Here is a 12,695-nt window from a genome sequence, read left to right on the forward strand (position 1 = left end):
CTTATTTTTTCATTTGTTTATTCTTTAAATGCATATGCTGCCGACTAAATCGCAGGCATAAAAAAAGGCCGTCGAAACGGCCTTAAAACCCCTGCTATGTGAGACTTGAAATGCGCGCAAGTGTGGGAGCGGGCTTGCTCGCGAAAGCGGTGTGTCATTCAAAGATGCATCAACTGACAGTGCGCATTCGCGAGCAAGCCCGCTCCCACATGTGGTTGTGTGTCAGCGATTCGGTTGAGGGGTGAGCCGCAGGTACGGCTTCACCGCCCGGTAACCCTTCGGAAAGCGTTTCTTGATCTCTTCCTCGTCCTTGAGCGACGGCACGATCACCACCTCGTCACCGTCCTGCCAGTTGGCCGGGGTCGCGACTTTGTGGTTGTCGGTCAGTTGCAGCGAGTCGATCACCCGCAGGATTTCGTGGAAGTTGCGCCCGGTGCTGGCCGGGTAGGTGATGGTCAGGCGAATCTTTTTGTTCGGATCAATCACGAACAGCGAACGCACGGTAAGGGTGTCACTGGCATTCGGGTGGATCAGGTCGTACAGGTCGGAGACCTTGCGGTCAGCGTCGGCCAGGATCGGGAAGTTGACGACGGTGTTCTGGGTTTCGTTGATGTCTTCGATCCACTTGTGGTGGGAGTCCACCGGGTCCACCGACAGCGCAATGGCCTTCACGCCCCGCTTGGCGAATTCATCCTTGAGCTTGGCGGTGAAACCCAGCTCGGTGGTGCACACCGGGGTGAAGTCCGCCGGGTGGGAAAACAGCACGCCCCAGCTATCGCCCAGCCACTCGTGGAAGCGAATCTTGCCGGCGCTGGAATCCTGTTCAAAGTCGGGGGCGATGTCGCCCAGTCTGAGGCTCATGGTGTGGCTCCTGATGAGTGCTTATGGAGCCCACTGTGCCTGTGTCGCGGATTATTTAAAAAGAATAAATATCGATTTATCTAGACGATAAAGGAATATTAAAAATCTGTTCATTGGACTTGGCAACGGGCGTGGATCAACATCTGCTTCAAGGTTCGAGAAGGCCTTGAGACGCTGTACAAAGAGGGGTTCAGGACGGGCTTGCGGGGGTTGAGCCCGGCTTGAAAAGTAAAGCACCCTGCCCGGCATTGCGCCGGGCAAGGTTTTACGCTCTTACTTGAACGCGTAGGTGTAGCTGAGGATTACGCGGTTTTCGTCCTGGGAACGGGTGTTCGCCAGGTCGGTACGCCACATCGCGTTTTTCCAGGCAACGCCCAGGTTTTTCAGCGGACCTTCTGGAACAACGTAAGCCAGGGTCAGGTCGCGTTCCCACTCGTTACGCTCGCCGACGGTGGTGTCGATGTTGCTACCTTTGAGGTAAACCACACCGGCAGTCAGGCCAGGTACGCCGATCTTGGCGAAGTCATAGGCGTAGCGAGCTTGCCAGGTACGTTCGCCAGCACGGGCAAACTTCTGGATTTGCATGTCGGTGATGGTGCTGTTCGACGAGCCGTCACCTTGGTTCAGCCAAGGGAAGTCGCTGTCGCCCTTGGTGTACTGGTAGCCAGCACCGAAGGTGTGACCGGCAACCGAGTACAGCGCCAGGTAGCTGTACAGGTCGTTGTCGACCTTACCTTTGACCTTGGTGGCGTTGGTCGGATGATCCGAGTAGTAGCCGGAGGTGTAGTAACCGGCAGTATCACCGTTGGCACCGTTGTCACGGCTGCGGTAGTAGCGCAGGTCACTTTTCAGGACGCCAGGACCGATCGCCCAGTTGTGGACCAGGCCCAGGAAGTTCTGAGAGTAGAAATCCTTCAGCTCGCCGAAGTAGTACGAAGCGGTCAGGTCTTTGTTGATTTTGTAGTCAGCACCGGCGTAGTAGAACTTGTTGACGAAGTTACCAGCGTCGTAGTTCGAGCTGCCGTTGGCACCGGCCAGGGACAGACCTTCATTGTTGCTGGAGTTACGGCCTTTGGAGTGCTCGATCTGACCAGCAGTCAGGGTCAGGTCCTTGAACTCGTTCGAAGAGATCTCGCCGCCCTGGAAGGTTTGTGGCAACAGACGACCGTCGTTGGTCTTGATCACCGGGTTGTTCGGCTGCAAGGTACCGATCTTCAGCACGGTTTGGGAGATCTTGACCTTACCGGTCACGCCCAGGCTGGCGAAATCGTGAACGGCCTTGTTGCCATCACTTGGGAACACGGTGCCGCCGGAAGCAGTGCCAGTGTAGTTGCCGTGATCAGCGCGGCTGGAATCCAGACGCACGCCGTACAGGCCGATGGCGTCAAGACCGAAGCCCACAGTACCTTGGGTAAAACCCGAGATGAAACGCAGGTCGAAACCCTGACCCCATTCAGCGTTTTTGCTGCGGGTGTTCGAGGTAGCCGATGGCTTCAGATCGCGGTTGTCGGTGTTGATGTAAAAGTTACGTACGCCCAGCGTGATCTTGCTGTCATCGATAAAACCAGCGGCGCCTGCTTGTTGGGCGATTGCCCCCAAAGCTACGGCCAACGCCAATGTTGACTTCTTCATGTACCGCTCCTCTCATTTCTAATTTTTGTATTTCTTAGGTCTCGGGTCTGACGCCCTCGATCCACAGATGCGCGATTAGCACCGGATAGTGACTGACAAGTCAATCGTAACCTTGTGTGTCTACTACTTTCGTCTAACCGCAGTTAATTTGGTCCTTGCAGGGTAATGAGTTTTTCATACACCCAAAAAGAATTGTTTCGTCCTTTTTCATACCATTCAGGAATAACGCTTTCCATGGGACGGTCAAGCCGACAGGCGATGCCGCTCCATAAGCGTTTTCCGAAAGAGTATGTCTTTGCGCTTTTTTAGATCGTTTTGTGTTGACCAAACGGGGTCATACGTCACTCACGATCAAAAACGCGACGCCATCATGGCCAAACGCACATCATTCCGTCAATTTGTTACAGTTTTTGTATCGATGAAACTTTTCTGCCGTCCCAGCAATCCACCTCACCGTACCCGGTGATAATGTCACTTTGATGTCAGTTATATGTATAAATTGGCAAACCCTGTGTTCAGGGCCGATGCATCCGCCGAGGAGCATGACTCGCCAAAGTGACAGGCGAGAGGATTGCCCCCTCGCCCCTTAGCCTTACAACGCCTTTTCGAAAATCTTCGAATTACGCTGATAGTTGTATAACGACGCCCGCGCCGACGGCAGGCGATCCACCGTGCTCGGCACAAAACCACGTTCGCGGAACCAGTGGGCGGTACGGGTCGTCAGCACGAAGAGCGTCTTCAAACCCTGGGCCCGGGCACGGGTCTCGATGCGCTCCAGCAGCTCGTCACCGCGACCGCCATGACGGTACTCCGGGTTCACGGCCAGGCACGCCAGCTCCCCTGCGTCGGAGTCGGCGATCTGATACAGCGCCGCACAGGCGATGATCATGCCTTCACGTTCCACCACGCTGAACTGCTCGATTTCCCGCTCCAGCACTTCCCGGGAACGACGCACCAGAATCCCCTGCTCTTCCAGCGGGCTGATCAGATCCAGCAACCCGCCGACGTCTTCAATCGCCGCTTCGCGCACCAGTTCGAACTGTTCCTGGGCCACCAGCGTACCGCCGCCATCCCGGGTGAACAGCTCGGTCAGCAAGGCGCCGTCTTCGGCATAACTGACAATGTGGCTGCGGCCTACGCCGCCACGGCAAGCTTCAGCCGCCGCGTCCAGCAGCTCAGCCTGGTAGTTGCTGCCCAAGCGTTGCAGGTGCGCAGGCACCTGTTGCGGACGCAGTTCACGCACCAGGCGTCCGTGTTCATCGATCAAACCAAGATCGGCGCCAAACAGCAGCAACTTGTCCGCGCCAAGGTCGATGGCCGCGCGGGTGGCGACGTCTTCACAGGCGAGGTTGAAGATTTCGCCGGTAGGCGAGTAGCCCAGCGGCGAAAGCAGCACGATGGAGCGCTCGTCCAGCAGGCGGTTGATGCCCTTGCGGTCGACCCGGCGCACTTCGCCGGTGTGGTGATAGTCGACGCCTTCAAGTACACCGATCGGGCGCGCCGTCACCAGGTTGCCGCTGGCCACCCGCAGGCGCGAGCCCTGCATCGGCGAAGAGGCCATGTCCATTGACAAGCGCGCTTCGATAGCAATGCGCAGATGGCCGACCGCATCGATCACGCACTCCAGGGTTGCGGCATCGGTGATGCGCAAGCCTTCATGGTAAGCCGGGGTCAGGCCGCGGGCGGCGAGGCGGGTTTCAATTTGCGGGCGCGAACCGTGGACCAGCACCAGGCGCACGCCCAGGCTGTGGAGCAGCACCAGGTCGTGGACGATATTGCCGAAGTTCGGGTGCTCTACACCATCGCCCGGCAGCATGACGACAAAAGTGCAATCCCGGTGGGCATTGATGTAAGGCGAAGCGTGACGAAGCCAATTGACGTATTCGGGCATAAAAACCTGGGCCTGTAATAAAAAGCAGCCAAAAAAGGATGAATCGCAAAAACGCACAGCGGGCTGTTGGTTATCGTCGGAACAGGCTTGGCGACACGCTCGCTCTCCTTCTATGTACGGATGGGCAGGGGTTAATTTATGCAGGTGTCAGGCAGTAATGTTGAATCAGTTCACGCAATAGACGCACTGTAGGCGTCAAGCGTGACATTTCAAGGTACTCGCCTGGCTGGTGGGCGCAGGCGATATCGCCAGGGCCAAGCACCAGGGTCTCGCAACCAAGGCGCTGAAGATAAGGCGCTTCGGTGCCGAACGCCACTGCTTCGGCGCGATGACCGGTAAGTCGTTCAGCTACTCGCACCAACTCTGCATCCTCGGCCTGCTCGAACGGCGGCACTTCGGGGAACAGCGGCGCATAGTCGATCTTCACCTGATGGCGCTCGGCCAAGGGTTCGAGCTTCTGCCGGATGGCAGCGCGCAGCACCTGGGGATCCATGCCCGGCAGGGGCCGCAGGTCGAATTCCAGGGAGCATTGGCCGCAGATGCGGTTGGGGTTGTCGCCACCGTGGATGCAGCCGAAGTTCATGGTCGGCTGTGGCACGCTGAACTGCGGATTGCGGTATTCGCGCTGCCAGGCCAGGCGCAGGCCACGCAGTTCGCCAATGGCGTCGTGCATGGCTTCGAGGGCGCTGTGGCCCAGGCTTGGGTCCGACGAATGGCCGCTGCGCCCGAGGATATCGATGCGCTCCATCATTACGCCCTTGTGCAAGCGGATGGGCTTGAGGCCGGTGGGTTCACCGATCACCGCCGCACGGCCCAAGGGACGACCCGCCTCGGCCAGTGCACGAGCACCGGCCATGGAGCTTTCTTCATCGCAGGTAGCAAGAATCAGCAGCGGCTGTTTGAAAGGCTGGCCGAGCAACGGCTGGACGGCTTCGATCACCAGGGCGAAAAAGCCCTTCATGTCACAGCTGCCCAGTCCTACCCAGCGGCCGTCGACTTCCGTCAGCTTGAGCGGATCGGTCTGCCATAGGGCGCCGTCGTACGGCACGGTGTCACTGTGGCCCGCCAGCACCAGGCCGCCAGGGCCGGTGCCGAAACTGGCCAACAGGTTGAATTTGCCTGGGCTGACCTGCTGGATGTCGCAGGCAAAGCCCAGGTCTGCCAGCCAGGTGGCGAGCAAATCGATGACCGGGCGGTTGGATTGGTCGAGAGAGGCCTGGGTACAACTGACCGAAGGCGCGGCAATCAGCGCGGCGAATTGTTCTTTCATGGACGGTAAAGGCATGCGCTGTCTCTCAACTTCCCGGACGAACCCCATCATAGAGCTATCTGAGTGACACAATAAACCGTTGCGGCACGTTGCCGGGCTCAGTCCTGTACACTGCACGACCTTGGCAGCCACTCTTTTCCCCGGCTGCGCTCCCGATCCTGGATTTTCCGGCCATGCAGAAAGAAACCGAAATCAAGCTCCGTGTCAGCCGCGAAACCCTCGCCGCGCTGCGTGAGCACCCGTTACTGAAAAAACGCAACAAAAGTGGCTGGGAACGCCGTGAGTTGATGAACCAGTACTTCGACACCCCGGAACGCGACCTGGCCCAGGCCAAAGTGGCCCTGCGCCTGCGCAAAGACGGCGACGAAGTGATCCAGACCCTCAAGACCCGTGGCCAGAGCGTCGCCGGCTTGTCGGAACGCAATGAGTACAACTGGGACCTGGTCAAAGCCAAGCTCGACGTGAAGAAACTCGACGGAGAATGCTGGCCCGAGCAACTGGCCGAGCTGGACAAAAAGACCCTCAAGCCGATCTTCACCACCGATTTCGTCCGCGAACGCGCTGAAATCGCCTGGGGCCGCGGCAAGGCCAAGGTGGTGATCGAAGCCGCCCTGGACCTGGGCCACGTGGTTGCCGGCAAGCAGAAAGAAGAAATCTGCGAGCTGGAACTGGAACTGCGCGAAGGCGACCCGGCCGCCCTGCTGGAACTGGCCGCTGAACTGGCCGCGACCCTGGCGCTGATGCCGTGCGATATCAGCAAGGCCGAGCGTGGCTATCGCCTGTTCGACGCCAACAGCTACTCCCTGAGCCTGCCGGCACCGGTGCTGCACGCCGAAATGCCGCTGGACGACGCATTTGCTGCCGTCATGTGGCATCTGTTGGGCAGCAGCCAGCGCCTGGCCGAGCAATACCGTTTCAACGGCCACTGGCGTCTGCTGCAGGACTGGGTGGAAAACCTCGGCGAACTGCGGGCCCTGCTCGGCAGCCTCGGCCAGGCCGCACCGCGTCAGTCCACCAGCGAATTGCGCGCCGCACTGGACGCCTTGCTGGAAGACTGGCGTCCGCTGGTCCAGGCCGGTGACGACGATGAAGACATCCGCAAGGCCGCGCCGGAGCAGTTCGCCGAAGAACTGGAAGACGTGCGCTGGGGCTTGTTCTCCCTGACCACTTCCCGCTGGCTGCTGGCCCGCACCTGGGCCGCGGATCGCAACGTGCGTGGTAATCGCCAGGGCGCTGCACAGCTGGCCAACTGGCTGCCGCGCCTGCTGGCCGATGACGCCGTTGCCCTGCAACTGCCGCGCTACCAGCAACAGCCGGAAGACCTGGCCGAGCAACTGCCGCGTATCGAACGCATCCTGGCCTGGCTGCACCATGCACGCCAGGTGCTGGATATCGCCGAGCTGGACCGTTTGTATGGCGAGCTGAACAAGCTGGCGCACCTGGCCAACCAGCCGATCACCGATGAGTCGCTGGATGCGCGGATGCATCAGGCGATTGCGGTGTATCAGAATCGCGCCTGGAAAACTCTGCTGCGCCTGTAAAACCCTTGTGGCGAGGGAGCTTGCTCCCTCGCCACTCAAGTCAGGCCATGGCAACTATCAGCGCAACACCGGCAAACTCGTGGTGGACTTGATCTCCGACAAGGCCACTATCGAGTTGACCTCCTGAATCCCCGGCACCATCGACAGCTTCTCAAAGAAAAACCGCTCATACGCCTCGATGTCCGACGTGACGATCCGCAGTAAAAAGTCCACCGCGCCCATCAGCACATAACATTCCAGCACTTGCGGAAAACCGCGAATCGCCTCGGTGAACTCAGTGAAGTTGGAACGGCCGTGGGCGTTGAGTTTCACCTCGGCAAAAATCTGCGTATTAAGGCCGATTTTCTTGCGATCCAGCAGGGTGACCTGGCCGCGAATCACACCCTCCTCTTTCAGCCGCTGAATCCGGCGCCAGCACGGCGACTGCGACAGGCCGACCTGTTCGGCGATCTGCGCGCTGGAGAGCGAAGCGTCTTCCTGCAACAGCGCGAGAATGCGCCGGTCGTACACGTCCAGTTCAGCGTGCATAGAAATACCCATTAATCATGATTTAAAGAATTACATGATTCTCTTATAAGCCAATAAAGGCTGTTTTAGATAAGAAATCTCCCGCGACGAATGCAAAAATTTCTCCAGTCGAATCCGGAGAATCATCATGCACGTCGTCGAAGCCTCCCACCCCGCCCAACGCGTTGACGCCTGGGCCGTCAGCAATGCCCACTGCCAGGCGCACTATCAAATCCTCGCCGAGGCTGAACCCGACGTGTTGTGCCGGGTGCTCAACTATTTTGCCCTGCAGTTCCTGGTGCCACGTCAGGTGAGCGTGCAGCGTGAAGACGACCTGCTGGCGATCGATATCGTGATGGATGGCCTGAGCTGGCACCGGGCCCAGGTGATCGGCGAAAAACTTCGTAACCTGATCAGTGTGTGCTCGCTGGAGCTGCGCCCGGCAGATGCTGCGCGGCCTCTGGCGGTCCAGGCGGCCGCTCAGTAAAAGCTTGCAATAAACCCCGGAGGCCGAGGCGCAAAGGGTGACTAGCCTGAGGACTACGCCTAATCGTTGCCCAGGAACGTCCCATGTCCGTTGCGCCAAATCCGCAGGATCGCTGGCTGGAAACCCATCAGTTGTTGCCTGCCCTGATCGACCAGGGCCTGGTGCCCGCCGACCTGGCCCTACCGGCGAACAGTGGGCTGCATCCCCTGGAATGCATTGCCAGCCAGGGGCCGTCTCTGGAAATGCTGACCGAATGGCTCGCCCGCCACTGCGGCCAGCCCTACCTGCGTATCGATCCGTTGAAAATCGACGTCGCGGCGGTGGTGCCGCTGATGTCCTATGCCTTTGCCCAGCGCCACAAGATCCTGGCCGTTGCGGTCGACGCCCACAGCGTTACCGTCGCCAGTGCCCAGCCTTACGTGTGCAGTTGGGAAGCCGGCCTGGCTCAGGTGTTGAAGCGCTCCATCAAGCGGGTGCTGGCCAATCCCCAGGAGATCCAGCGCTGCACCGTGGAGTTTTACCGACTGGCGAAATCGGTCAGCGGCGCCATTGATCAAAAAACCTCCGGCGCGCCGAATATCGAACAACTGCTCAATCTCGGCGCCAGCGACCAGGAGCCCGACGCCAACGACGCGCACATCGTCAACATCGTCGACTGGCTGTTGCAGTACGCCTTTGGCCAGCGGGCCAGTGATATCCATATCGAACCCGGACGCGATCAGGGGCGCGTGCGTTTTCGCATCGACGGGCTGCTGCATGATGTCTATCAATTCCCATCCCAGGTGACGATGGCGGTGGTCAGCCGCCTGAAAAGCCTGGGCCGGATGAACGTGGCGGAAAAACGCAAACCCCAGGACGGCCGGGTGAAGACCAAAAGCCCCACGGGCGGGGAAGTGGAGCTGCGCCTGTCGACCTTGCCCATAGCCTTCGGCGAAAAGCTGGTGATGCGAATTTTTGACCCGCAGGTGCTGCACAAGGATTTCCAGCAACTGGGACTTTCCAGCGACGACCTGCAACGCTGGCAATCCATGACCGGCCAGGCCAACGGCATCATCCTGGTCACCGGCCCTACCGGTTCCGGCAAGACCAGCACGCTGTACACCACGCTCAAGCAATTGGCCACTCGCGAGGTCAACCTGTGCACCGTCGAAGACCCGATCGAGATGGTGGAGCCGGCCTTCAACCAGATGCAGGTGCAGCACAACATCGACCTGACCTTCGCCAGCGGCATCCGCGCCCTGATGCGCCAGGACCCGGACATCATCATGATCGGCGAGATTCGCGACCTGGAAACCGCAGAAATGGCGATCCAAGCCGCCCTGACCGGGCATCTGGTGCTGTCGACGTTGCACACCAACGATGCGCCCGGCGCCATCAGCCGCTTGCTGGAACTGGGCATTCCCCATTACCTGATCAATGCCACGCTGCTGGGGGTGATGGCCCAGCGCCTGGTCAGGCTGTTGTGCCCGCACTGCAAGCGGCAAGCCGGGCAGGTCCATCAGGCAGTGGGTTGCGGCGAGTGCCGGGAAAGTGGCTATCGGGGTCGAGCCGGGGTCTACGAGATCATGCTGATGAACGATCGCCTCAAGGCCCTGGTCAGCCCGGGCACCGACCTCCAGGCCCTGCGTCTGGCGGCCCTTGACCAGGGAATGTGCAGCTTGCGGTCCGCCGGTATGCGCAAGGTAATGGCAGGACTGACAACACTTGAAGAGGTACTGCGAGTGACGCCTGGGGATTCAGAAACAAATCCTTTGATCGATGGCGCGGTAATCCGTCCTTATCCGTGACAACACCGTTACAATCGGAAAAACCTCGCTTCACCGTCACCAGACAAGGAATCGTTATGCAGATCGGAACCGTACTGCTTCTTTTTGTAGGCTTGGCCGTCGCCATCCTCTTCATGGGTTTCAAGGTGGTCCCGCAGGGTTACCAGTGGACAGTCGAGCGCTTCGGCCGCTACACCAACACCCTCAAGCCCGGCCTGAACATCATCATTCCGGTCATGGACCGCATCGGTCGCAAGATCAACGTGATGGAAAGCGTGCTGGATATCCCACCCCAGGAAGTCATCACCGCTGACAACGCCACGGTGCAGATCGACGCCGTGTGCTTCTTCCAGGTGGTCAATACCGCCCAGGCGGCCTACGAGGTGAACAACCTCGAACACGCCATCCGCAACCTGTTGCAAACCAACATCCGTACCGTGCTCGGCTCCATGGAGCTGGATGCGATGCTCAGCCAGCGTGACGGCATCAACGAAAAACTGCTGCGCACCGTCGACGAAGCCACCGCACCGTGGGGCATCAAGATCACCCGGATCGAGATCAAGGACATCAGCCCGCCTGCCGACCTGATGGCCGCCATGTCCGGCCAGATGAAGGCCGAGCGGATCAAGCGTGCGCAGATCCTTGAGGCCGAAGGCCTGCGAGCCTCCGCGATCCTGACCGCCGAAGGCAAGAAGCAGGCGCAGATCCTGGAGGCCGAAGGTGGTCGTCAGGCCGCCTTCCTGGAATCCGAAGCCCGCGAACGTCAGGCCGAGGCCGAAGCCCGCGCCACTCAAGTGGTATCGGAAGCCATCGCCACCGGTAACGTGCAGGCCATCAACTACTTCGTCGCCCAGAAATACATCGACGCACTGGGCAAGCTGGCCTCGGCCAACAACAGCAAGGTGATCCTGATGCCGCTGGAAGCCAGCCAGGTGATTGGCGCAGTCGGCGGCATCGGCGAAATCGTCAAGGCAACCTTCGACAACAAGAAAGCCTGAGGCACGCACCATGTGGGAATTCCTGCAGCACCTGTCGTTTTGGGACTGGCTGGCACTGGGCACGGTGCTGTTGATCCTTGAAGTGTTCGGTGCCGGTGGTTATCTGCTGTGGATGGGCATCGCCGCGGCAGCCGTGGGCGTGATCAAGTTCCTGGTGCCGAGCCTGGGGCTGGAGTGGCAACTGCTGCTGTTCGCCGTGTTGTCGATCCTCACGGCGGTGTACTGGTGGCGACGCCAGCGCAGCAGCGCCAAGGTCAGCGACCAGCCGGGGCTGAACATGCGCGGCTCCGAGTTGATCGGTCGCACCTTTGTGGTGCATCAGGCCATCGTCGAGGGCCGTGGCAAGATCAAGGTGGGTGACGGTGTGTGGATGGCATCCGGGCCGGACGCGCCGGCTGGGGCACACGTACGTGTCATTGGTCAGGAAGGCGTGATTTTGCAGGTTGAAACTGTTTAGTCATCCATGGAACTCGGCTGGGCTATCTACAATCAAACTGTTCAGATAACCCAGTCGGAGTCACCCATCATGCGTCTAAAATATGCTGTCGCAACCCTCGCTGTGCTTTCCCTTCCTGTCGGTTCAGCCATGGCCGACAGCTTCTGGCGTAATGTCATCTCATCGGGTGCCACGACCGGCTCGACGTACCTGACCTTCAAGGACCACAAAATGGTGGTCGCCGCCCAGGACGACGCCGGTAGCTTCGTCGCCAGTGACGGCAACATCCGTGGCCCATACCTGGAAGCTGCGATGCAGAAAGTCCGCGCCGATAACCCTGGCCTCAAGGCCACGGATATGGACCTGGCGAACGCAATCCTGGCGAAAAACGCCATTGCTTCCGAGTAACACCGCCGCATAAAAAATGCCGTTCCTCGAGAGCGGCATTTTTTTGCCCTGATTTCCTACGCCAGACGCTGGCGATTCCGCATCTGAACAGGAAAAGTCCTGTCGAGTTGCAGGCGCACCCGGCAACAAGCTATCGATTCCCTTCAGACTGAGTGAATCGATGACCATGCAAAAACTCTCCTACGCCCTGCTGCTCGCCGCGGTTGCCACGCCTTATGCCCAGGCAGAAAGCTGGTACGGGTCGGCAAAGCTCAACAGCGCCCGGCAGAATCTCTCAAGCTCACTGCTGACCAGCCCACGCGTAACCCACCGGGTAGAAGCCCCCGACAGCAGCAAGACGTTCACCGGCTCATTCGCCGTAGGCTATGCCTTTGCCGATGGCTGGCGCCTGGAGGGGGAATACACGATGCCCAGCCACTCGACCTTCAAATCCCATTGGGCACCGTTCAATGCCAACGTCAACAGCCTGCGCACCGACAGCCAGCGCCTGATGCTCAACGGTTATAAAAACATCCCGATCAATGAATGGCTGTCGTTCTACGGTATGGCGGGAGTCGGCGTGGCCCAGGTTGACGCCGAGGGTTACCAGACCAACGACACCCGCCGTTTCGCCAGCAATCGCCAATACAACTTCGCCTACAGCGTTGGCCTGGGGCTGGATGCCAAGGTCAGCGAAACCCTGACCCTGGGTACCGGCTGGCGTTACGTGGACATGGGCGGGATCGAGACCGGCTACAACACGTTCGCCAATCGGATCAACGCCCGGGACGAACAGCTCAAAGGCAAGCTCAAAGAGCAGAACGTGTTTCTTGAGGCACGCATGGCCTTCTGACACCGATGCTGAAATGCCGCTCCCGAGGCGGCATTTTTTGTTTCAGGCGGGACGATTCATTCACAG

Annotated in this window: 12 protein-coding genes; 7 read left to right on the forward strand and 5 right to left on the reverse strand. The window is 59.5% G+C overall.

The annotated features are described in order from the left end of the window. Positions 1-222: 222 nt before the first annotated feature. The 4 genes from HX811_RS18135 to argE form a co-directional block, all read right to left on the reverse strand. Positions 223-861 (reverse strand): peroxiredoxin, encoded by a 639-nt coding sequence (locus HX811_RS18135; RefSeq protein WP_003195267.1) that lies wholly within the window; start codon positions 859-861, stop codon positions 223-225. 273 nt (positions 862-1,134) lie between these two features. After that, the gene (locus tag HX811_RS18140) at positions 1,135-2,493 is read right to left on the reverse strand and encodes an OprD family porin (RefSeq protein WP_003213912.1); all 1,359 of its coding nucleotides are present in this window, start codon (positions 2,491-2,493) and stop codon (positions 1,135-1,137) included. A 592-nt stretch (positions 2,494-3,085) separates the two neighbouring features. After that, positions 3,086-4,384 carry an amino-acid N-acetyltransferase gene (argA, locus tag HX811_RS18145; protein WP_010167865.1) on the reverse strand — a complete coding sequence of 433 codons (1,299 nt, stop codon included), beginning with the start codon at positions 4,382-4,384 and terminating at the stop codon, positions 3,086-3,088. Positions 4,385-4,520: 136 nt separating this feature from the next. Continuing rightward, positions 4,521-5,669 carry an acetylornithine deacetylase gene (argE, locus tag HX811_RS18150; RefSeq protein ID WP_177020271.1) on the reverse strand — a complete coding sequence of 383 codons (1,149 nt, stop codon included), beginning with the start codon at positions 5,667-5,669 and terminating at the stop codon, positions 4,521-4,523. Positions 5,670-5,827: 158 nt separating this feature from the next. Between argE and HX811_RS18155 the strand changes: the two genes are divergently transcribed. Further along, positions 5,828-7,195, forward strand: coding sequence for an inorganic triphosphatase (locus HX811_RS18155; RefSeq protein ID WP_177046786.1), 1,368 nt, complete (start codon positions 5,828-5,830; stop codon positions 7,193-7,195). A gap of 57 nt (positions 7,196-7,252) precedes the next feature. On the opposite strand, the gene HX811_RS18160 is transcribed toward HX811_RS18155, so the two are convergent. Beyond that, positions 7,253-7,723, reverse strand: coding sequence for an Lrp/AsnC family transcriptional regulator (locus HX811_RS18160; protein WP_003213920.1), 471 nt, complete (start codon positions 7,721-7,723; stop codon positions 7,253-7,255). A 127-nt stretch (positions 7,724-7,850) separates the two neighbouring features. Here HX811_RS18160 and HX811_RS18165 point away from each other — a divergent pair, with 127 nt between their 5' ends. The 6 genes from HX811_RS18165 to HX811_RS18190 all read left to right on the forward strand — a co-directional run bounded on the left by HX811_RS18165 (position 7,851) and on the right by HX811_RS18190 (position 12,629). After that, positions 7,851-8,189 (forward strand): hypothetical protein, encoded by a 339-nt coding sequence (locus HX811_RS18165; RefSeq protein WP_102604088.1) that lies wholly within the window; start codon positions 7,851-7,853, stop codon positions 8,187-8,189. Between the two features lie 83 nt (positions 8,190-8,272). Next, on the forward strand, positions 8,273-9,976 hold the full coding sequence (locus tag HX811_RS18170) for a GspE/PulE family protein (RefSeq protein WP_177046787.1): 1,704 nt from the start codon (positions 8,273-8,275) through the stop codon (positions 9,974-9,976). Positions 9,977-10,032: 56 nt separating this feature from the next. Beyond that, a complete protein-coding gene (locus HX811_RS18175; protein WP_003213925.1) occupies positions 10,033-10,953 on the forward strand; it encodes an SPFH domain-containing protein in 921 nt (306 codons plus the stop codon). Between the two features lie 10 nt (positions 10,954-10,963). Next, positions 10,964-11,410, forward strand: coding sequence for an NfeD family protein (locus HX811_RS18180; RefSeq protein WP_008438897.1), 447 nt, complete (start codon positions 10,964-10,966; stop codon positions 11,408-11,410). Between the two features lie 69 nt (positions 11,411-11,479). Beyond that, entirely contained in the window at positions 11,480-11,797 is a 318-nt protein-coding gene (locus HX811_RS18185; RefSeq protein ID WP_008438896.1) for a DUF2388 domain-containing protein, read from the forward strand. A 160-nt stretch (positions 11,798-11,957) separates the two neighbouring features. Beyond that, a complete protein-coding gene (locus HX811_RS18190) occupies positions 11,958-12,629 on the forward strand; it encodes an outer membrane protein (protein WP_177046788.1) in 672 nt (223 codons plus the stop codon). The last annotated feature ends 66 nt before the right edge of the window (positions 12,630-12,695 follow it).

The organism is Pseudomonas sp. F8002, from assembly GCF_013385495.1.
In the GTDB taxonomy this organism is placed as follows: domain Bacteria; phylum Pseudomonadota; class Gammaproteobacteria; order Pseudomonadales; family Pseudomonadaceae; genus Aquipseudomonas.